Source organism: Pandoraea sp. XY-2 (assembly GCF_004193915.1).
GTDB classification, from domain to species: domain Bacteria; phylum Pseudomonadota; class Gammaproteobacteria; order Burkholderiales; family Burkholderiaceae; genus Pandoraea; species Pandoraea cepalis.
The window spans coordinates 2,768,812-2,789,028 of the sequence record NZ_CP030849.1; the positions used below are offsets into that span (position 1 = coordinate 2,768,812).

17 protein-coding genes and 3 pseudogenes are annotated in these 20,217 nt (G+C 66.2%); 9 read left to right on the top strand and 11 right to left on the bottom strand.

Features of this window, described 5'->3' with window-relative positions; genetic code table 11:
* The first annotated feature begins 7 nt into the window (after positions 1-7).
* Genes DRB87_RS12545 through DRB87_RS12585 form a run of 9 tightly spaced genes read left to right on the top strand, consistent with a single transcriptional unit; the run spans position 8 to position 8,868 of the window.
* The gene (locus DRB87_RS12545) at positions 8-373 is read left to right on the top strand and encodes a thioesterase family protein (protein ID WP_130026135.1); all 366 of its coding nucleotides are present in this window, start codon (positions 8-10) and stop codon (positions 371-373) included.
* Positions 358-1,047 (top strand): outer membrane lipoprotein carrier protein LolA, encoded by a 690-nt coding sequence (locus DRB87_RS12550; protein ID WP_130026136.1) that lies wholly within the window; start codon positions 358-360, stop codon positions 1,045-1,047. Before DRB87_RS12545 ends, DRB87_RS12550 begins: the two co-directional genes overlap by 16 nt.
* Positions 1,044-3,473 carry an MMPL family transporter gene (locus tag DRB87_RS12555; protein WP_130026137.1) on the top strand — a complete coding sequence of 810 codons (2,430 nt, stop codon included), beginning with the start codon at positions 1,044-1,046 and terminating at the stop codon, positions 3,471-3,473. Before DRB87_RS12550 ends, DRB87_RS12555 begins: the two co-directional genes overlap by 4 nt.
* Complete coding sequence (locus DRB87_RS12560) at positions 3,470-4,675, top strand: beta-ketoacyl-[acyl-carrier-protein] synthase family protein (RefSeq protein ID WP_130026138.1); 1,206 nt, start codon at positions 3,470-3,472, stop codon at positions 4,673-4,675. Before DRB87_RS12555 ends, DRB87_RS12560 begins: the two co-directional genes overlap by 4 nt.
* Positions 4,675-5,142: a beta-hydroxyacyl-ACP dehydratase gene (locus DRB87_RS12565; RefSeq protein ID WP_130026139.1), complete on the top strand. Its 468-nt coding sequence runs from the start codon at positions 4,675-4,677 to the stop codon at positions 5,140-5,142. Before DRB87_RS12560 ends, DRB87_RS12565 begins: the two co-directional genes overlap by 1 nt.
* Positions 5,139-5,864, top strand: coding sequence for a 3-ketoacyl-ACP reductase FabG2 (locus tag DRB87_RS12570; protein ID WP_130026140.1), 726 nt, complete (start codon positions 5,139-5,141; stop codon positions 5,862-5,864). The genes DRB87_RS12565 and DRB87_RS12570 overlap by 4 nt, the downstream gene beginning before the upstream one ends.
* Positions 5,864-7,093 (top strand): beta-ketoacyl-ACP synthase, encoded by a 1,230-nt coding sequence (locus DRB87_RS12575; RefSeq protein WP_130026141.1) that lies wholly within the window; start codon positions 5,864-5,866, stop codon positions 7,091-7,093. The genes DRB87_RS12570 and DRB87_RS12575 overlap by 1 nt, the downstream gene beginning before the upstream one ends.
* 48 nt (positions 7,094-7,141) lie before the next feature.
* Complete coding sequence (locus DRB87_RS12580; RefSeq protein ID WP_130026142.1) at positions 7,142-7,621, top strand: hypothetical protein; 480 nt, start codon at positions 7,142-7,144, stop codon at positions 7,619-7,621.
* Positions 7,621-8,868, top strand: a complete 1,248-nt coding sequence (locus DRB87_RS12585) for a beta-ketoacyl synthase (RefSeq protein WP_130026143.1) — start codon at positions 7,621-7,623, stop codon at positions 8,866-8,868. The genes DRB87_RS12580 and DRB87_RS12585 overlap by 1 nt, the downstream gene beginning before the upstream one ends.
* 102 nt (positions 8,869-8,970) lie before the next feature.
* Here DRB87_RS12585 and DRB87_RS12590 read toward each other — a convergent pair whose 3' ends face one another.
* The 11 genes and pseudogenes from DRB87_RS12590 to DRB87_RS12640 all read right to left on the bottom strand — a co-directional run.
* Positions 8,971-9,633 carry a class I SAM-dependent methyltransferase gene (locus tag DRB87_RS12590; RefSeq protein WP_165385433.1) on the bottom strand — a complete coding sequence of 221 codons (663 nt, stop codon included), beginning with the start codon at positions 9,631-9,633 and terminating at the stop codon, positions 8,971-8,973.
* A gap of 276 nt (positions 9,634-9,909) precedes the next feature.
* Positions 9,910-10,904 (bottom strand): annotated as a pseudogene (locus DRB87_RS12600) (NADP-dependent oxidoreductase).
* Positions 10,905-11,025: 121 nt separating this feature from the next.
* Positions 11,026-11,466, bottom strand: a complete 441-nt coding sequence (locus tag DRB87_RS12605) for a PaaI family thioesterase (protein ID WP_130026145.1) — start codon at positions 11,464-11,466, stop codon at positions 11,026-11,028.
* 113 nt (positions 11,467-11,579) lie between these two features.
* Positions 11,580-12,185, bottom strand: a complete 606-nt coding sequence (pncA, locus tag DRB87_RS12610) for a bifunctional nicotinamidase/pyrazinamidase (protein WP_130026146.1) — start codon at positions 12,183-12,185, stop codon at positions 11,580-11,582.
* 61 nt (positions 12,186-12,246) lie between these two features.
* Complete coding sequence (locus tag DRB87_RS12615) at positions 12,247-14,343, bottom strand: 3-hydroxyacyl-CoA dehydrogenase NAD-binding domain-containing protein (protein WP_130026147.1); 2,097 nt, start codon at positions 14,341-14,343, stop codon at positions 12,247-12,249.
* A 113-nt stretch (positions 14,344-14,456) separates the two neighbouring features.
* Positions 14,457-15,179, bottom strand: coding sequence for an ABC transporter ATP-binding protein (locus tag DRB87_RS12620; RefSeq protein WP_130026148.1), 723 nt, complete (start codon positions 15,177-15,179; stop codon positions 14,457-14,459).
* Positions 15,172-16,005 (bottom strand): ABC transporter ATP-binding protein, encoded by an 834-nt coding sequence (locus tag DRB87_RS12625; RefSeq protein ID WP_130026149.1) that lies wholly within the window; start codon positions 16,003-16,005, stop codon positions 15,172-15,174. Before DRB87_RS12625 ends, DRB87_RS12620 begins: the two co-directional genes overlap by 8 nt.
* Entirely contained in the window at positions 16,002-17,282 is a 1,281-nt protein-coding gene (locus tag DRB87_RS12630) for a branched-chain amino acid ABC transporter permease (protein ID WP_130026150.1), read from the bottom strand. The genes DRB87_RS12625 and DRB87_RS12630 overlap by 4 nt, the downstream gene beginning before the upstream one ends.
* Positions 17,282-18,193, bottom strand: a pseudogene (locus tag DRB87_RS12635) (branched-chain amino acid ABC transporter permease). The gene DRB87_RS12630 and the pseudogene DRB87_RS12635 overlap by 1 nt, the downstream one beginning before the upstream one ends.
* A gap of 291 nt (positions 18,194-18,484) precedes the next feature.
* Positions 18,485-18,748 carry a hypothetical protein gene (locus DRB87_RS24250; protein ID WP_370363978.1) on the bottom strand — a complete coding sequence of 88 codons (264 nt, stop codon included), beginning with the start codon at positions 18,746-18,748 and terminating at the stop codon, positions 18,485-18,487.
* Between the two features lie 216 nt (positions 18,749-18,964).
* Positions 18,965-20,112: pseudogene (locus DRB87_RS12640) on the bottom strand (AMP-binding protein); the annotation flags it as partial.
* Between the last annotated feature and the right edge of the window lie 105 nt (positions 20,113-20,217).

Genomic DNA, 20,217 nt, shown 5'->3' on the forward strand with positions numbered 1-20,217 from the left:
CGATGTCATGGAAGTCGCGTGGCACGGCCACTACGTCAAGTATTTCGAGATCGCACGCTGCGTGCTGCTGCGCCGCTTCGACTACGACTATCCACAGATGCAGGCGTCCGGCTATCTCTGGCCCATCGTCGAATGCCATCTCAAGTATGTTCGCCCCGCGCGCTACGGGCAGCGGGTGCGCGTCACGGCATCACTGACCGAATATGAGAATCGGCTTCGCATCGCCTACGAGATTCACGACATCGCTACCGAAACGCGCATGACCAAGGGATATACCGTCCAGGTCGCGGTGGACGCGCGCAACGGCGAACTGCAATTCGTGAGTCCCCCCGTCGTGCTGAGCAAGTTGGAGGCCGTATGGGCCGCCATCTGATGCCGCGTGCTGCGAGCGTGCTTGCCGTCGCGCTACTGGTCGGCGTCGGGCTGTCGCCGGCAACAGCCGTCGCGACCGAGACCGAGACCGCCCCCGTTTCGGCATCAGCGGCGGCCGATTCGGCGTTGCTCCAGCGAATTCTCGCGCAGATCAGTGCGCATCCCGTGGTGCACGCCGATTTCATCCAGACGCGAACCTCGGCCTTGCTGACGGCGCCTGCGCTCACGCGCGGCACGCTGGTTTTCGCGCGCGAACGCGGTGTGATTTGGCAAGTGCGGTCGCCGCAGCCGCAAGGGTATGTCTACGGCCCGCAACGCAGCGCGCGCATCGATGCCGACGGCAAGCTGGTGTCGCTCGACGCGCAACCCTCGGCCATCTCGCAGCAGATCAACGAATGGGCCAATGCATTCATGCAGGGCGACACCAGCGGACTCGCCTCCCAATTCGGCATTTCCGTCACGGGCACCCTGCGTCGCTGGCAGGTGGTGCTCACGCCCGCACAACCACAGATCGCTCAAGCGATGCGGCGTCTCACGCTCAGCGGCGACACGACCGTGCGCACCGTGACACTGGAGACCCGGCGCGGTGAGACCGTCCAGTGGCAGTTCGACAAGGTGCGCACCGGCGAGACGCTCGACGTGCAAGCGCAACGCCTGCTGCGAATGGTCGAATGACGCCACGTACTCGGGCATTGCGCCGCACACTCACCTTGGCCCTCGTCGCGGGCCTCGTGCTGCTGGGCATCTGGCTGCTGGCGGTGCGCCATCTGCCGCTGCAGACGAATGTGCTCGCGCTGCTGCCCACGACCGAGCGCGATCCCGTCGCGGAGCAAGCCGTGGACCATTTGGCTGGCAGCGTCAGCGACCGTGTCGTGGTCTTGATCGGCGCGCCCGACGCCCACGCGGCGCGCGCCGCCGCGGCGCGTTTCGACGCGCTGGCCCGTGCGAGCGGTGCCTTCGCGAGCGTGCAGGGTCGGGTACCGCCGTTCGACCCGGCCTTTCTCTCGAATTTCTATCGGCCGCATCGCTTCCAACTCCTCTCGCCAGCGGATCGCGGCGACCTGCAGGCGCAGCTTCGCCGAAATGCGTCTGGCGACGCGAGCTTGCCGCCGCTATCGCTGGCCCATTCTCCCTTCGGACTGACCGACGCTGCCGATGACCCCTTTGGCTGGCTCGACCGCTGGCTCACGCGGCTGCCGTTCGGCCAGCTTCGGATGTTGCCCGACGACGGTTGGCTGAGCGCGCGCCAAACGGGGAAGACATGGGTGCTCGTGTTGCTGCAAACGCAAGGCCCGGCCTTCGACAGCGCGGTGCAGCAGCGAATCACTCAATTCTTCGACACGGCACAAGCGCGGATCGTAGACCTCTCGCCCGGCGTGGAAGTGCTGCGCAGCGGCGCGGTCTTCCATGCGGCAGGGGCACGATCGCAGGCGGAAACGGAGTTGCATCGCATCGGCATCGTTGCAACGCTCGGTATTGCGCTGCTCACGCTCTGGGCGTTCCGTTCGGGCCGCCTGCTCGCCATGGGGCTCGCGACCATCGCCTTCGGCACGCTGTGCGCCGCGCTCGCCACGCTGCTGATCTTCGGAGAGCTGCACTTGCTGACGCTCGTCTTCGGCGCGGCCCTGATCGGCGAAACCGTCGACTATGCCATTCAGTATTTCGTCGGCGTTGGCGGTCTGACGCGGGAGGCGGCCCAGCGGACCCTGCCGATGCTGCGTCCGGCATTGCGTATCGCCCTCGCGACCAGCGTGCTGGGTTACGCGATTCTCGGCACCGTGCCGTTCCCTGCGTTGCGTCAGATCGCCGTGTTTGCGCTGGCGGGCCTGCTCTCGTCCTATGTGTTCGTCGTTTGGGCCTTGCCCGCCTTTCTGCCGCGCGAGGTGCCTGCGTTGCGCGCGCCGGTCGTCGCTCTTGCCCAACGCTGGCTGGCGATCTGGCGCGGCGCGCTTGCCGGGCGGCGCGGCACGGCAGTGGGGGGGCTGATCCTGCTGGCATGCGTGCCGGGCTGGTGGCGGCTGGGCGTCGACGACGACGTTCGCCGGCTCATTGCCCGCGATCCCGCACTGGTCGCGCAAGAGCAGGCGATCTCGCGCATCACCGGTATCGACGGAGCCACACAGTTCTGGCTGGTACAAGCCGACAGCGAAGAAGCGCTGCTCCGGCGCGAGGAACAGCTCGGCGCGCGCCTTGACGACGCGGCGGCCCGCCGCGATGCCCCCTTCGACGGATGGACCGGCGTCTCCCAGTTCGTGCCGTCCATGCAACGTCAACTCGACAATCGGGCGCTGTTGGGCGCGGCCCGCTTCGACGCGCCCGACGCGTTGGTCGACGCCATGACGCGGGCCGGGTTCCGCCCGGCATTCGCACGGCAATACGCCGATGCCTACGCCGTCGAGAGCGACACGCCGCCGCTTCGGGTCGACCAATGGCTCGCGTGGCCCGGTTCGACGCCGCTACGCATGCTCTGGATGGGCCGGGTGAGCACGTCGGCCGGGGCGGCGGCGTCCGCCCCGGCGATGGCAGGTCATTTCGCCAGCCTCGTGCGCCCCCACGGCCTGCGCGACAGCGCGGCAGCCGGGCGCGTGGCGGCCGACTTGCCCGGCGTGACTTACGTCGACAAGGCCGCATCCATCTCGGCGCTTTTTGCCCGGTATCGCGTCGCAAGCGGAATTTGGTTCGCCGCCGCCCTCGTCGTGGTGACTGGACTGCTCACGCGTCGCTACGGGTGGCGCGGCGCCATCGCCACCATCACTCCGACGTTGCTCGCCACCGCGGCAGTGTTCGCGGCGTTCGGCTATCTCGACCTGCCGCTGACATTGTTCGCGCAGATGGGCTTGATGCTGGTCCTGGGCGTCGGCGTGAATTACGCGATCTTTCTGCGCGAGGGCGAACTACGTGCCGGCGGCGACCCGCGCATGGCCGCGATTGCGGTCGCCGGCACGCTGATGTCGGCCGCGACGACCCTGCTGTCGTTCGGCCTGCTCGCCTTCAGCGCCATGCCGAGCCTGCATGCCTTCGGCCTGACCTTGACGATCGGCATCGCATTTGCGTTGTGGCTCGCCCCCTATAGCCTGCGTTACCCGGAACTGCGCTCATGAAGTCTCCCGTCTATCTCCACGCACTTGGCATGATCAATGCGCTGGGTCACGACCTGCCGAGCATCGCCGCGCGACTGTTCGCCGGCGATACGTCCGGCATGCGGGCTCGTGACGACGTGCCCTTGCCGCCTACGTTCCCCGCCCCCGTGGTGGGCGCCGTGCGCGTGGCCACTGACGCGCTTCCTTCGCTTCCCGCCCGGCTACAGCGGTACGACTGTCGCAACAACCGGTTTCTGGTCGCCGCAGCGCAACCGTTGCGCCCCACCCTCGCACGCCATATCGCACGCCATGGCGCCACGCGCATCGGGGTGGTGGTCGGTACGAGCACGTCGGGTATCGCCGAAGGCGAAGCCGCGCTACGCACGCTCGCGGCCCGCGGCGCGTTACCGGCGGCGTATCACTATCTCCAGCAAGCCCTCGGGGCACCGGCGCAGTTCGTTGCCGAGTTTCTCGGCGTGCAGGGCCCCGCCTACACGATCTCGACGGCGTGCACGTCGAGCGCGAAGGCATTCGGTGCGGCGCGTCGCCTCATCGACAGCGGGATCTGCGATGCCGTAGTGACCGGCGGTGCGGACACACTATGCGCGCTGACCCTCGGCGGCTTCGGCGCGCTCGAGTCGCTCTCGCAGGGGCTCGCACGCCCGATGAGCCGCCAGCGCGACGGCATCAACATCGGGGAAGGCGCGATGCTCTGCCTGATGTCGCGAGCGCCCGGCGACATCGTCGTGTCCGGCATTGGCGAATCGAGCGATGCTTATCACATCTCGGCCCCCGCGCCGGACGGCCGTGGCGCCATCGACGCCATGCGGGCCGCCTTGCACGACGCCTGCCTGGCGCCCTCGCAGATCGACTATGTTCATCTGCATGCGACGGGCACGCCGAAGAACGACGCGATGGAAAGCCTTGCCACACATGCCTGCTTGGGCGCCACCGCGTGGGCAAGCGGCACCAAACCCATGACCGGACATCTGCTCGGCGCCGCGGGCGCGACAGGCATCGGATTGTGCTGGCTCACGCTTTCAGGCGATGGCCGCCTCCCGCCGCACGTCTGGGATGGAGACGCCGCCCCCGAGCTCAGCGCTCTGCGGCTCGTCACCCCCGGCACCACGCTCGGTCGCGCCCCTCGCCACGTCATGACGAACGCCTATGCATTTGGCGGCAACAACGTCAGCGTCATCCTCTCGCGCGCGGAGGCCCTGTGATGCCCGCCGCTTCTGTCTGGCCGCCGATCGAGACGCTGCTGCCGCACCGGCCGCCGATGCTGCTCATCGATAACGTATGCGAGCACGACGCCGAGTCGATCTGCGTGCAGGCAACGCCCGATGCTCACGCCTGGTATGCGGATGCGCACGGCAACATGCCCGTCCACATCGTCATCGAACTCATGGCGCAGGCGATTGCCGCGCACGAAGCGCTCACCCGTCGTATCGATGGCCTGCCCCCCGCGCCGGGCGTGCTGCTCGGCACACGCCGCCTCGAAGCGCGTGTGACCTCGCTGCCCGCCGGCGTGCCGGTTCTCGTGCGTGCCACATGCGTGCTACGCGACGACAACGGCAACGGTGCCTACGACTGCTGCGTGCAGGCCGACGACGAGACCGTGGTCGATGCCACGCTCAAGGTACATCAGCCAACCGATTTCTCTGCCTTCTTGATGGAGCCCCAATCATGACCCGACGCGTTCTCGTCACCGGCAGCAGCCGGGGCATCGGACGGGCCATCGCCCTGCGCCTCGCGCAGGACGGCTTTGCCGTCACCGTTCATTGCCGTGAGCAGATCGCTCCCGGCGAAGCCACCGTCGCGCAGATTCGCGAAGCGGGCGGCACCGCCACGCTCGTGTCGTTCGATGTCCGTCATCGCGATACCTGCCGACGGGTGCTCGACGCCGACGTTGCCGAACACGGCGCGTACTACGGCATTGTCTGCGGCGCAGGCATCACGCGCGACAACGCGTTCCCCGCGCTGTCCGACGACGATTGGGACAGTGTCATCGACACCAGCCTCGACGGCTTCTTCAATGTCGTCCATCCCCTCACCATGCCCATGGTGCGGCTGCGCACCGGCGGTCGCATCGTCACGGTGGCGTCCGTCTCCGGGGTGATGGGCAATCGCGGCCAGGTGAACTACAGCGCCGCGAAGGCCGGTCTGATCGGCGCCACGAAGGCCTTGTCGGTCGAATTGGCGTCGCGCCGAATTACCGTCAACTGCGTGGCGCCGGGGCTGGTCGACACCGGCATGCTCGAGGGCGTGGCGCTCGACGAAGCGCTGCGCATGGTGCCGATGCAACGCGTCGGCCACCCTGACGAGGTGGCGCATGTGGTGTCGTTCCTGATGTCGGACGGGGCCAGCTACGTGACGCGCCAAGTCATCGGCGTGAATGGAGGGATCGTCTGATGACACGCGTCGTAGTAACTGGATTTGGCGGAGTGACAGCGCTTGGCAGCCGCTGGGAAGACATTGAGCTGGCGCTGCGCGCCGGGCAGAACGCCGTGCGCCGCATGCCGGAGTGGGACTACTTCGAAATGCTCAACGGGCGCCTCGCCTGCCCGGTGGAAGACTTCGCTCCGCCGCCGCACTGGCCGCGCAAGCAATTGCGCTCCATGGGACGGGTTGCCCAACTCGCGCTTCGGGCCACGGAACATGCCCTCGCCCACGCAGCGCTGGATGTCGCCGCGCACGACCCCGGCGATATCGGTGTCGCGTACGGGTCGTCTTCGGGCAGCATCGCGCCGATTCAAGCCTTTGGCGTCATGGTCGACACGGGATCGATGGCCGGTGTGACATCGACGAGCTACATCCAGATGATGCCGCACACGACGGCTGTCAACATCGGCGTGCACTTCGGACTCCAAGGCCGCATCATCCCGACGTCGAGCGCCTGCACCTCGGGCAGCCAGGCCATCGGATACGCATACGAAGCGATTCGCTTCGGCCGAGCGAAAGTCATGCTCGCTGGCGGTGCCGAAGAATTGTCCGGCCCCGGTAGCGCCGTCTTCGATACGTTGTACGCGACGAGCACGCGCAACGACGAACCGAAGCTCACACCGCGGCCGTTCGATGCGGCGCGCGATGGCCTCGTGGTCGGCGAAGGCGCGGCCACGCTGGTGCTCGAATCGCTCGAACATGCGCAAGCGCGAGGGGCCACGATTCTCGCGGAGATCGTCGGCTTTGGCTGCAACACCGACGGCAATCACGTCACGCAACCGACCGCGGCCACGATGGCACGCGCCATGCGGCTCGCGCTCGACGATGCGGGTCTCGCCCCGCAGGCCATCGACTACATCAGCGCACACGGCACGGCCACGGACCGCGGCGATGTTGCCGAGAGCGAAGCCACCGGCAGCCTCTTCGGAACGCACGTGCCGATCAGCGCCATGAAGAGCTATCTGGGCCATAGCCTAGGCGCGTGCGGCGCCATCGAAGCATGGTGGGCCATTGAGATGATGCGCCGCGACTGGTTTGCCGGCACGCTCAATCTCGACACACCGGATCCGGCCTGTGCGCCGCTCGATCACATCGCAGGCGCTCAGGGCCGCGATTTGGAAACGCAGCGAATCATGAGCAACAACTTTGCGTTTGGCGGCATCAACACGTCGCTGATCTTTCATCGATTTGCGGGTTGACGGGCGTTGCGCAACGCAACGTCCATTCACAACGGAGAAGGAGAACCTATGCAGACTCGTCGACACTGGCTGATCGCCTCGCTTGCCATCACCGCCTCGGCCGTCCTCGCGCCCACCGCCCACGCGGCGCGCCCGGCGGTGCCCATCGTGCCGCACGATCACGTGCCGATCGTCGCCGGCAGCGGCAAAACACTCTCGCTCGACGAGATTCGCGGCGCCATTGCGCGCGGCGCCGCCGTGCACGACTGGACGGTGAGCCCCGTGCATCCGGGAGAACTCGTGGCCTCGCTGAACGTGCGCAACAAGCACTTTGCCTCGGTGACGATCAAATACACCGAAACGGCTTACTCGGTGACCTATCGCGACAGCACCAATCTTGAGTATCAACTCTCCCACCCCAACGCCTCGGCGCGCCGCGAGGACTTCCCCTCCGCGCCGCCCCCCAATACGCCGTTGATCCATCCCAACTACAACCGTTGGGTCGACACGCTCATCCGCGACATCAATACGGAGCTGCGCCGTCTCTGATGACGTCCTTTCATCGCCCTGACGGATTGCCCCGAGTCGTCGTCACCGGCATCGGGATGGTGTCCGCCGCCGGTCACACGCGCGATGCCATCGTGGACGCCCTGCGACATCGGACGAGCGGCGTTCATGAAGCGCCCGACTATGTCGCTCACGACTTGCGCACGACAGTCACCGGACGCCCTCACGCCGGATCGCTCGACGACGCGGCGGTGCCGCGCAAGCTGCGCCGCTTCATGGGGGACACGGCGCTGTATGCCTGCCATGCCGCCCTTCGCGCCGTGGCCGACGCCGGGCTCGATACCGCGACATTGAGCAGCGGGCGATGTGGCGTTGTCGTCGGCTCCGGCACCGGGGCGATGAAGGATTTTGAAGCGGCGCTGGACGTCGCGCGCGAAAGCGGCGCGGCGCGGGTGCTGCCCTACGTGGTGCCACGCGCCATGTCGAGTACCGCGCAAGCCGCACTTTCCGCGCTCTTCGACCTGCGCGGAGTCGGCTACGCTATTTCGTCAGCGTGCTCAACTTCGATTCACTGCGTGGGGCACGCCGTCGATTTGTTGCGGCTCGGGCGGCAGGATGTGATGCTCGCGGGCGGCAGCGAAGAGGCCCCCTGGGGCGCGGCGATGTGTTTCGATGCGATGGGGGTACTCTCGCGTGCCCACAATGCGACGCCCGAGCTCGCCTCGCGCCCGTTCGACGCCCAACGAGACGGCTTCGTCCTCGGCGGTGGTGCCGCCATCCTCATCTTGGAAACACTCGCCCACGCCGTGGCGCGAGGCGCACGCCCGCTCGCTGAAATCACGGGGGTCGGTTCCGCCACCTGCGCGTCGCAAGCGTTCGGTGTGGATATCCCGACCATGAGCGCGGTGGTCGAAACAGCGTGTCGTGGGCTGACGGCACCGCCCACCTTCATCAGCGCCCACGCCAACGGATCCATCGACGGCGATATCGCGGAACTGCATGCGCTGGCGCACGCCTTCGGTGGGGTGGTCGAGGTCCCGGCCATCACCTCGATCAAGGGCCTTACGGGACACACCGTGGCGGCAGCGGGGGCAATGCAGATCGCGTGCGCGATCTGGGCGATGCAAGAAGGTTTCGTACCAGGCGTAGCCAATCTGGCATGCCTGGACCCCGACGCCGCGCCGTTTCCGATCCAGACAACCCTGCAAGAGACTCTGGTGAACCGCGTGCTGATCAACACCTTTGGCTTCGGCGGCACTTACGGCGCGCTGACGCTCGCTCGGGTTTAACGCCCCGGCCCCAACTTCCGCGCGTTAGACGTTAAACGCGATAAGCGCCATAACCACGTTGACCACGTTGACCACGTTAACCACGCCAAACCCGTTAAACGCTTACGCGCGCGGCTTTCTCGCGACGACGTTGACCAGCGTCTCCTCACGCGCGCCGAATGCCGGGCGACGCTGCAACTTCAACCGCTCCAGCAGCCCGAAGTCCTTGGCTCGGCTCCACCACAGGTAGGGATAAGACACGTTCTCGGGACCAAAGGTAAATCCCGCCGCGCGGATCATGTCGAGATACCCCGTTGCGCTTCGCTGAACGTGCATCGGATGCCGAAACAGCAGTCTGATCACCCACGAGCGGATATAGGCCTCGGTCGACTCGGCGAAACACAGCAAACCGTGCGGCTTCAGCACCCGATAGAACTCAGACAGAGCCGCTTCCTGGTGCACGAGGTGGTGGAAGGTCTGATGGCAGAACACGATGTCGCAACTGGCGTCGGGCAGCGGGATCGCGGCACAATCGCCCGCGCGCAGATCGACGGAAATCCCCGCGCTTCGCACGTGTGTCTGCGCGTCGCTCAGCGCCGGGGCGAAGCAGTCGAACCCGATCAGGCGGGACGGTGCGAAATAGCGATGCAGAAGCGGCAGAGATTGTCCGTGGCCACATCCGGCATCGAGAATGACGGGGGCCTGCGGTATCGCACCGTGCGCCAGCCTCACCAGGTCTTCGATGGCGACGCGCAGCACGTGATGACGCCAGGTGTAGGTCTTCAGAAACCAGTTCCCGAAGCGAGTCTCGGGAACAAACGCCCGTGCACACGATTCGGGGCGCGGGGAAGCACAGGCGGCGCGGGTGGCGCGGGTGGCGCGGGTGGCGCGGGTGGCGCCGGTGGCGGTTTGGCAGCAGTGGTCACAATAGCGAATACCGCCCTGGCGGCTTATCAGGTGGAAGCCCGCTATTGTGCCCACTGCACGCGTCCATGAGAAGTACGTAAAGTGCAATACTCCTGAAATTCAGGGATGCTTTCTAAATTCGAGAAAAATCCCGCATCACACGAGCCTCACGATCTGCTTGCCGAAGTTCTCGCCCCTGAGCAGACCGAGGAATGCGGCAGGCGCGTTCTCGATCCCTTGCGCCATCGTTTCGCGATAGCGCAGCTCACCTGCGGCGATGGCGTCGGTGAGCTCCTTCAGTGCCTGTGGCCAGACGTCCAGATGCTCGGTCACGATGAAGCCCTCGAGCCGCACCCGGTTCGTCAACAGCAGCCCCGGGTACTTCAGCGGAATGGGCTCACCGTTGTAGCCGGAGATCATGCCGCACAGCGCGATACGCGAGTGGGCATTGAGGTTGCGCATGACCGCGTCGAACACGTCGCCGCCGACGTTCTCGAAATAGCCGTCGATGCCATCCGGCGCAGCAGCGCGCAGTGCTTCGTCGAGATGACCCGCCTTGTAATCGACGCACGCATCGAAGCCAAGCGTCTCCACGACGTAGGCGCACTTCTGGGCGCCCCCCGCAATCCCGATCACGCGACAACCGGCTCGCTTCGCCAGTTGACCGACCACGCTGCCCACGGCGCCCGAGGCCGCGCTGACCGCGACCGTCTCTCCCGCCTTCGGCGCGATGATCCGATTCAGGCCATACCAGGCCGTCACGCCCGGCATGCCCGCTGCGCCAAGATAGGCGCTCATCGGAATGCGTGCATCGTCGATACGGCGCAGGTTGCTGCCGTCCGAGATGCCATATTCCTGCCAGCCGAACATGGCGGCAACGGCGTCGCCCGGCTGCCAGTCCGGGTGGCGCGACTCGATCACCTCACCCACGGTCGCCCCGATCATGACCGTGTCGAGGGTTGCGGCGGCGCGTACGACTTGGTGTCGTTCATCCGCCCGCGCATGTACGGGTCAAGGGAAAGATAGAAGTTGCGCACCAGCAACTGCCCTTCGCCGATCTCCGGCAATTCGGGTGCGGCCAAGTGAAAATTGTCAAGCGTGGCTTCGCCCTTCGGGCGTGAAACCAGCAGAATCTGTCGATTGATCGTCATGGCATTTCCTCCACGTTAGCGAGTCGCCGCGACACCTCGAATGCGCGTTGTCTCGCGGTGACATCGTCTCAGTGACCCCATTGGTGAGTCGTCTGGGAACGACACAAAGCATCGATGGCCGTCAGTCGCCGCGCGCTTCGTCCGGACGTCGCTGCTCGCGCACGGCGCGTCCCACCGCGAGTCGACGCAAATACTTGAAGGTGCCCATCGCCTTGGCGACGAGCTTGCCATCGGCGTCGCGCACCTCGCCCTCGCAGTACGCCATCGTTGTCGTGCGGTGCAGCAGGCAGCCAAACGCCCGCATCTCACCGGCGCCCGGCTGCATGAAGCTTGTCTTCATCTCGATCGTCACGACGCCCGTGCCTTCCGGCGCCACGCTCCGGCAGGCGGTGCTCATTGCAATGTCGAGCAGCGCCATCGTCGCGCCGCCATGCACGACCTCCCAGCTATTGAGATGCTGAGGCGCCAGCGGGAGACGCAGTTCCGACTCGCCTCCTTCAGCGCGCAGCAGTTCGATGCCGAGATGGTCGGCAAACCCAGAACGAATCGATAGCGTACTCATCGGGCACTCCGGCCGCACCGGCCGTTACGGTAAAGCTTGTCCATCGTCATTTCATCAGCTTGCGACGCCGCGCATGATGCGCGGCGTCTGGTATTCAATCAGTCGCCTTCGACTCACTCGCGCGACACGCCGGCCGCGCTCAGCGAAGCCCAAGCGTTGGCGAGCGAGCCATTGAGATCGATGGCACGACAGGCGTGCTCGATCACACAGACATCGAAACCCGCCGCCTTCGCGTCGAGCGCGCTCCATGCCACGCAGAAATCCGTCGCCACTCCTACGCAATGCACCCGCCTCACGCCCTTGTCGCGCAGATATCCCGCCAGGCCGGTCGGCGTCTTGCGATCCGCCTCCAGAAACGCCGAATAACTATCGACGTGCGCGTGATACCCCTTGCGCACCACCGCCTGCGCATGCGGAATTCGTAGCCCGGCATGTAATGCGGCACCAGGCGTGTCCTGAACGCAATGCGTCGGCCACAAGACCTGTTCGCCATACGGCAGAACCATCGTCTCGAACGGTCGGCGCCCGGCGTGATTGTCGGCAAACGATACATGCCCCGCGGGATGCCAGTCCTGCGTCAACACCACTCGGGCGAACTTGCCCGCCAAGGCGTTGATCGCGGGCACCACGGCGTCGCCCTGGGGAACCGCCAAAGCGCCGCCCGGCATGAAATCGTTCTGCACGTCGATCACGAGCAGCACTTCGTCCATCGGTTTCATTGGTTTGCCCCTCATTCGTCGCAGCGACCGCCACATTCTGGCCCCATCGCGCGCGTCCCGCTTATCCGTTGAAGCGCTTGCCGGCGTCGGCAAGTTCAACGAGCCGCGCGGCTGGCATCCAATCTTCGCCGTGCGCGTCTTGCGCAAACTCGCGCACCCGTGCGAGCACCTTGTCGAGCCCCACCGCATCGGCATAGTGCATCGGCCCGCCGCGCCACAATGGGAAGCCGTAGCCGTTCAGATACACCATGTCGATGTCCGACGCGCGTGCCGCCGTGCCGTCGGCCAACACTTTCGCCCCTTCGTTCACCAGCGCGTAGACGAGGCGATCGACGATCTCGTCGTCCGAGAAGGGGCGCGGCGCGATACCGTTCGCCTTGCGATAGTCGTCGATCATCTGCCCGACCTTGGCCGATTCACGAGGCGAGCGATCGCCCTCGGCGTAATCGTACCAACCGGCGTGCGTCTTCTGGCCGAAGCGTCCGGCTTCGCATACGACGTCGGCAATCTTGGGATAGACGATGCCGGGATGTTCGGCATGTCGGCGCTTGCGGATGGCCCAGCTAACGTCGTTTCCGGCCAGATCGCTGGTACGGAACGGCCCCATCGCGAAGCCGAAGCGCTCAATGGCGGCGTCGATCTGCGCGGGCGTCGCGCCCTGCTCGACCATCCACTGAGACTGCTTGAAATACGGCTCGAGCATGCGATTGCCGATAAAGCCGTCGCAGACGCGTGCCACCACGGCAAGCTTCCCAATGCGTTTGGCCAGCTTCATGACCGTTGCCAGCACGTCCTTGCCGGTCTGCGCACCGCGCACGACTTCGAGCAAGCGCATGACGTTCGCCGGGCTGAAGAAGTGCATGCCGACGACGTCCTGCGCCCGCGACGTGGTCGCGGCCAGGGCATCGAGATCGAGCGTCGACGTGTTCGACGCCAGGATTGCCCCCGGCTTGGCCACTTTGTCGAGCTCACGGAACACGACCTGCTTGATGGCCATCTCCTCGAACACCGCTTCGATAATCAGGTCGGCATCGGCCACCGACGCGAAATCGGTACTGCCATGAATACGTGCCTGCCGCTTCTGCGCGTCGTCCGCCGCGAGTTTTCCACGCGTGACGGCACGCGCATAGTTGCCTCGTATCGCTTCGATACCGCGGGCAAGCGCCGCGTCGGTCGTGTCGACCAGCGTCACCGGAATGCCCGCGTTGGCAAAGGTCATGGCGATGCCGCTGCCCATCGTCCCGGCCCCGATGACGGCCACGCGCTCGATGTTGCGCACCGGCGTGTCGTCCGGTACGTCCGCAATCTTGGCGGCCGCGCGCTCGCCGAGAAACGCATGACGCAGCGCCTTCGACTCCGGCGAACTCACCAACGCCACAAAACACTCGCGCTCGAACTTCACACCGTCATCGAACGGGCGTTGCAGCGCCGCCTCGACGGCAGCCACGCATTTTTGCGGCGCGGGGAAATGCGGTTGCTCGCGTTGCACCTTTTCACGTGCGGCATCGATCGCGGCCTGCGCCGAGCCGTCGGCGTCATCGAGCGCCACGTCACGCAATCGCGGCAATGCGCCGCCTTGCGAGGCGATGTTGCCGGCGAACGCGATGGCGCCCGCAAGCAGGTCGTCGCGGTTGCCTTCAAACACTGTCGAGAAGAGCGTACCGACGAGCGACTCCGACTTCACCACACGCCCCGTCACCACCATGTCGAGCGCACGTGCCACACCGATGGCACGCGGCAGGCGCTGCGTCCCTCCCGCACCAGGCAGCAGGCCCAGTTTGACCTCGGGCAGCGCGATCTGCGCGCCGGGCAACCCCACGCGATAGTGGCAGGCGAGCGCCAATTCGAGTCCGCCGCCCATCGCCACCGCGTGAACGGCCGCAACGACGGGTTTGGCGCAGGCGTCGAGCGCGGCAATCACATCGACCAGCAGCGGGCTCTGCGTTGCCTTCGGGGTATTGAATTCGCGGATGTCGGCCCCGCCGGAAAATGCCTTGCCACCGCCGATCAGTACGACGGCGCGCACCTGGGCGTCGGCCTGGGCTTTCGCGAGCCCGTCGGCGATGCCAGCGCGCGTGGCATGTCCCAAGCCATTCACCGGGGGATTGTCCAGCGTGATGACGGCCACGCCGTCACGAACCTCATAAACCGTGCTCATCGTTGTCTCGTTCCTTATATTCTTGGGGGCTATGTGCGGTGACGCGGTGCGTCGTTGGGAGCGCTGCGGGTGCGCAAGCAGCGGCAAGACGATCCGTGGATTCTAGCGCAGCGCTACACCTCGAGCCATTCACGGCGTATCGCGCAAGCCTCCGCCAGCATATCGGGCGTGCCCTCGAAGACAAGTGCGCCCCGGCCCATCACGGCGACACGCTGCGCGCAGCTGAGCGCGAGCGATAGCTTCTGCTCGATGAGCAGAATGGCGACCCCGGTGGCACGCAAATCGGTCAGAATCCGGCCAATACGCGCAACCACGCGCGGTGCGAGGCCTTCCGTCGGCTCATCGACGATCAGTAGATCGGGGCCGGCCATCATCGCCCGGCACAGGGAGAGCAGTTGCTGCTCGCCGCCGGACAGCGATGCGGCTGGCGCATCACGTCGCGGTGCCAGTTCTTCGAAGCGATCGAACGCCTGAGCAAGCGTAAGTGCGCGATGGTTGCCGGACTTTGGTCGCACCGTACGCCCGTTCCCGGCCCGCTGCCCGAGCCATAGATTCTGCGTGACGGTCAGCGGCCCGAACACATCACGCGTTTCCGGCACATAGCCAATGCCCAGTCGCGCGATCTGATGCGGTGCCAGCGACGTCAGCGATCGACCCTGCCAGCGAATGTCTCCCTCGCGCGGCAACTGCCCCATGATCGCGCGCGCCAACGTGGAGCGCCCCGCCCCGTTGCGCCCGAGCACGGCCACGATTTCGCCCGGCGCCACGCGCATCGTCACCCCGTGCAGCACCCGGCTGCCGCCATACCCGGCCCTCACGTCGATCAACTCAAGCATCGCGCGCCTCCCCGGCACGGGCGGTCTCATCGATGGCATCCGCAAATTCCCCGAGATACGCCGTACGCACGTCGGGATGCGCACGAATCCGCTCGGGCGTATCGCACGCGATGATGACCCCACGCACCAGCACGGCGATCCGGTCGGCCAGCGAGAAGACCACCTGCATGTCGTGCTCGATCATCAACAGCGAGCGTCCCCGGCTGAGGTCGGCGATCAACGCGACCATCCGTGCCGATTCGGACTGGCTCATCCCCGCCGTCGGCTCGTCGAGCAACATGACGCTGCCCGCCGATGCAGCGCACAGCCCGATCTCCAGGACGCGCTGCTCCGCGTAGCTCAGGGCCGCCGCCGGCACGTCGCGCCGCGCCGACAGCCCGAGACGCGTCAACCACTGCTCGCTACGCCGTGTGACGTCGCTCAGCCCCTGCATTCGCCGCCAGAACGTGTAGCGATGACCTTCCGGCCAGAGCCCGGCGCAACGCAAATGGTCGATGACGCTCATTTGCCCGAACAACTGTGAGGTCTGGAAACTGCGCGACAGGCCGAGCCGGCTGATGGCATGGGATGCCCGGCCGGTGATATCGCGCGTGTTCATCAGAACACGCCCGTCGTCGGGCCGTGTCCTGCCCGTAATGACGTCGAACAGCGTGCTCTTGCCGGCGCCGTTGGGCCCGATGATGGCAAGCCGCTCGCCGGGCATGAGCGTCAGATCGACGCCGGACAGCACCGACGTGGGCCCGAACGATTTGCGCACGCCTCGCACGCTGAGTGCCGCGCCAGACGGAGGGGTTGGCCTCGCCGCTTGCCTCTGCGCCTGCGTCATTGCCGGTCCTCCACCGGGCGTTGGGCGCCCGCCGCGGTGTGGCGCAACCAACGCCCGGCGCGCGCGACGACGACCGCCCCCGCCACGACCGCCACGGTTGCCAGCGCCCAAGCCCCCGGCCCGGCGTACGCGCCGAAGCCGCCCACCGCCGCCGGCCCGGCGTCGCTCGCAAGGCGCGCACCGTATGTCATTTCGACGATGCCGATCAGCCCGCCGGTGCACATCGCCAGGCCGACACAGACCGCCGCGTAGGGGCGCCACAACGCACGCGCCATGCCGGTGCGCCAGGCGCGCCCGTGTACCGCGATCAATCCAGCGATGCCGCCCGGCGCGAACAGCACGACGGCGAGAAATCCCAACCCGAGATAGAGCTGCCAGGCGCGCGTCAGCGTTGCCAGCATCACCGTCGCGAACACACCGACGACAGCGCCCAATATCGGCCCCGAGAAGTACATTGTGCCGCCGAGCACCGTGAAGACGAGTACGACGCCGGAGCGCTCAAGACTGAAGGCGTCGGCACTGACCAGTTCGAAATTCAACGCCCCCAACGCGCCCGCCACGCCCGCGAAAGCCGCCGCCAGGATCTGCATGCGGTAGCGCACCGCCGATGCCGATGGCCCGAGGAAAGCGACCCGCGCCGCGTTGTCGCGCACGGCGCGTGCCAGGAACCCCAGCGGCGTGCGCGTGATGCCGTACATCAAGGCTGCGCAGACGAACACCCACAGGGCTACCAGCCCGTAGACCTCGCGCTGCGTTGCGAACGTCACCCCGAACCACGCCGCACCGAGCGTGCGGTCAGTCGGAATGCCGCGCTCGCCGCCGAACCACTCGGGCAGCATCGCGGCCATGACCCAGACAAGCTCCGCCACGCCCAATGTAATCATCGCGAACGTCATTCCCGCGCGTCGTGTCGTGACGTAACCGAGCGTGGCGCCCGCCACACCTGCCGCGAGCGCACCGGCGAACGGCACGAGGGCCATCGACACCGGCAGCCCGTGCGCCCCGATACGATTCATGCACCACACGCCCGCATACGCCCCAACGCCCGCATATGTCGCATGACAAAAGCTCAACAAGCCGGTCGAACCAAGCAGCAGATTGAACGACAGCGCCAGAATGGCCGCGGTCCCCATCTGGGTCATCAGGGTGAGTGCCCCATCGGAAGGAAAGCACCACGGCGCCAGGCCGAGGATGGCGGCAAAGGCCGACCACGCGCCCAGGTGGCAGCGCCAGGATACGGGCGACGCCGCCGGCGAACGGACAATCGCGTTGCCCATTACCCCTCCCGCACGCCGAAAAGCCCGCGCGGACGCCATAACAGCACCGCCACCATCAGCAGATACGGCACCGCTGGCGCGAGCTGCGCCACGCTCAGCTGCGAAATGGGCGCCAGCGCTTTCATGACGGCCCCCGCAGCACTAGCGGTGCCGTCGGTTCCCCAGGGCTCTGCGCCAGCCACCGTGCGAGGCTCGCATCGCTCGTCACGGCCCATGTCTGGAGCAGGCCGATCAGCAACGACGCCGCAAACGCCCCGCCCAGCGAACCCAGCCCGCCGACCACGACGACGACAAACACCACGCTGCCGACCGTTGCCGCCATGCCCGGCTCGGTCACCAGCACGTTGCCCCCCGCCGCCCCGCAAGCGCCGCCAGCGCCGCGCCACAGGCGAAAACGCCTGTGTAAAGCGCAGGTACGTCGTAACCGAGGGCCTGCGTCATCGCGGGCTGCGATAGTGCGGCCTGCAGTATCCACCCAGCCCGCGTCGCGCGAAACACGCCCCACACGAGCAGAGCAATGGCGCACGCGAGCCCCATCAGAAACAGCCGGTACGCGGGCACCGCGATGCCCGCCACATGTACGAGCACGCCTTCGAAGACCGCCGGCACGCCGTAATCGACCGGGCCACGGCCCCATGCGAGTTGGACCAGCTCCACCACGATATACGCGAGCCCGAACGTCGCCAGCAACTCCGCCAACGCACCGCGCGCACGCAATCGCCGCAACACGCCGCGCTCGAACGCAGCCCCGATCAGGCCAACGATCAGCGGCGCGGCGAACAGCGCCGGCCAGAACCCGACCGCTGCCGAGAACGTGTAGGCAAAGTACGCCCGAGCATGTAGAAGCTGGCATGCGCGAAGTTCAGCACGCCCAGCATGCTGAAAATCAGCGTGAGTCCGCTCGACAGCATGAACAGCAGCAGGCCGTAGCTCACGCCGTTCACAAGCACGAGGCCGGCGGTGGCACTCAGCAGATGCACTGCATCTCCTTCGGGAAGACCAATGAACGACGCGGCAGAAACCGCCGCATCGAGGGGAAATTCAGGCTGACATTATAGAGGGGCCGGGCGACCACGGCGGCGCGGGGTCGCCCGAAAAACGGCGTCAATGCTGGATTTCGGGCGCCATCCGCGCGCCAGGTGAGACGTTTCCGAGCGGGTTCTCGGCGAACGCCCCCCATCCCGGATACGGTAACCCGACCCCTAGGATGCCGCCTGATAGTCGCGGAACGCCTCTCGCAATTTGAGCTTGAGCATCTTGCCGGTTGCCGTGTGGGGAATCTCGTCGACGAAGACCACATCGTCAGGGATCCACCATTTCACGACCCGGCCTTGGTAGAACGCCAGCACGTCCTCGCGTGTGAGCGTCGAGCCGGGCTTGCGAACGACCACCAGCAGCGGCCGCTCCTCCCATTTCGGGTGACGAATCGCGATGCAGGCCGCCTCGTGGATCTCGGGATGGGCCATCGCGACGTTTTCCACGTCGATGGAACTGATCCACTCGCCCCCCGACTTGATCACATCCTTGCTGCGATCCGTGATCTGCACGTATCCCTCGGGATCGATCGTGGCCACGTCGCCCGTGGGGAACCAGCCGTCGACCAGCGGCGAGGTATCCGAACGGAAGTAACGATCCAGCACCCATGGCCCGCGCGCGTACAGATCGCCGAACGCCTTGCCGTCCCACGGCAGTTCTTTGCCGTCCGGGCCCACGATTTTGAGATCGACGCCGTAGATCGCCGTCCCCTGTTTCTCGAGAATATGCTGCTGCGCCTCGGCCGGCAGGTCACGATGATGCTTGCGCAGATGGCATAGCGTGCCCAGCGGCGACATCTCGCTCATGCCCCACGCATGGATGACGCGCACCCCGTAGTCCGTCTCGAACGTATGCAGCATGGCCGGCGGGCACGCCGAACCCCGATCACTGTGCGCTCGAGCGTCGAGAAGCGCGCGCCGATCGATTTCACATGCGCGAGCAATCCCAGCCAGACCGTCGGCACGCCGGCGGAAAACGTAACGCCCTCCGCTTCGAAGAGTTCATACAGCGACTTGCCGTCCAGATCCTTGCCGGGGAAGACCAGCTTCGCGCCGACCAACGCGCTCGAATACGGTAGCCCCCACGCATTGACGTGAAACATCGGCACCACGGGCAATACGGCGTCACGCGCCGACATGGCCATCGCGTCGGGGAGCGCTGCACCGAAGGCATGCAACACCGTCGAACGATGACTGTAGAGCACCCCTTTCGGGTGGCCCGTCGTGCCCGACGTATAGCAAAGTCCCGAGGCCGTGTTCTCGTCCATCGACGGCCACGGGAAGTCGCCGTCTTCAACACCGATAAGATCCTCGTAGCACAGCAGCGGCAAACTCGATGCCGGCAGATGCGCGCGATCGGTCATCGCAATCCAGCCCTGCACGCCGGGGCACTGTGGCGCGATCGTCTCGATCAGCCCAATGAAGTTGATGTCGAAGGCCACATACCGATCTTCGGCGTGATTGACGATGTAGGCGATCTGCTCAGGAAACAGGCGCGGGTTCACCGTATGCACCACGCTGCCCATGCCGGAAACGGCGTAGTACAGCTCGAGGTGGCGATAGCCGTTCCACGCCAGGGTACCCACGCGCTCGCCGTCGCCCACGCCCAACCGGCGCAGGGCCTGCGCGAGTTGGCGGGAACGGTGCTCGACGTCGCGCCACGTATACCGGTGGATGTCGCCTTCGATGCGACGTGACACGATCTCGGTCTCGCCGTGATGACGGGCGGCGTGGGTGAGCAGCGTGGAAATCAGGAGCGGCGCAGCCATCATCTGGCCGAGAAGCGGTGTTGCCATGCGTCGAATCTCCAGAAAAGTCGAAAAAACCGGAACGACGGAATACGTCGGAGACTACGGTCGTGGTTTCGTGCTTCGCCATTTGGCGCGTCCGAAGCATGCCGT

Bases quoted from the DNA above. Each gene is read 5' to 3' on its own strand.
- DRB87_RS12545 (WP_130026135.1), top strand. From the start codon at position 8: ATGGAAGTCGCGTGGCACGGCCACTACGTCAAGTATTTCGAGATCGCA.
- DRB87_RS12550 (WP_130026136.1), top strand. From the start codon at position 358: ATGGGCCGCCATCTGATGCCGCGTGCTGCGAGCGTGCTTGCCGTCGCG.
- DRB87_RS12555 (WP_130026137.1), top strand. From the start codon at position 1,044: ATGACGCCACGTACTCGGGCATTGCGCCGCACACTCACCTTGGCCCTC.
- DRB87_RS12560 (WP_130026138.1), top strand. From the start codon at position 3,470: ATGAAGTCTCCCGTCTATCTCCACGCACTTGGCATGATCAATGCGCTG.
- DRB87_RS12565 (WP_130026139.1), top strand. From the start codon at position 4,675: ATGCCCGCCGCTTCTGTCTGGCCGCCGATCGAGACGCTGCTGCCGCAC.
- DRB87_RS12570 (WP_130026140.1), top strand. From the start codon at position 5,139: ATGACCCGACGCGTTCTCGTCACCGGCAGCAGCCGGGGCATCGGACGG.
- DRB87_RS12575 (WP_130026141.1), top strand. From the start codon at position 5,864: ATGACACGCGTCGTAGTAACTGGATTTGGCGGAGTGACAGCGCTTGGC.
- DRB87_RS12580 (WP_130026142.1), top strand. From the start codon at position 7,142: ATGCAGACTCGTCGACACTGGCTGATCGCCTCGCTTGCCATCACCGCC.
- DRB87_RS12585 (WP_130026143.1), top strand. From the start codon at position 7,621: ATGACGTCCTTTCATCGCCCTGACGGATTGCCCCGAGTCGTCGTCACC.
- DRB87_RS12605 (WP_130026145.1), bottom strand. From the start codon at position 11,466: ATGAGTACGCTATCGATTCGTTCTGGGTTTGCCGACCATCTCGGCATC.
- pncA (WP_130026146.1), bottom strand. From the start codon at position 12,185: ATGAAACCGATGGACGAAGTGCTGCTCGTGATCGACGTGCAGAACGAT.
- DRB87_RS12615 (WP_130026147.1), bottom strand. From the start codon at position 14,343: ATGAGCACGGTTTATGAGGTTCGTGACGGCGTGGCCGTCATCACGCTG.
- DRB87_RS12620 (WP_130026148.1), bottom strand. From the start codon at position 15,179: ATGCTTGAGTTGATCGACGTGAGGGCCGGGTATGGCGGCAGCCGGGTG.
- DRB87_RS12625 (WP_130026149.1), bottom strand. From the start codon at position 16,005: ATGACGCAGGCGCAGAGGCAAGCGGCGAGGCCAACCCCTCCGTCTGGC.
- DRB87_RS12630 (WP_130026150.1), bottom strand. From the start codon at position 17,282: ATGGGCAACGCGATTGTCCGTTCGCCGGCGGCGTCGCCCGTATCCTGG.
- DRB87_RS24250 (WP_370363978.1), bottom strand. From the start codon at position 18,748: ATGGCCCATCCCGAGATCCACGAGGCGGCCTGCATCGCGATTCGTCAC.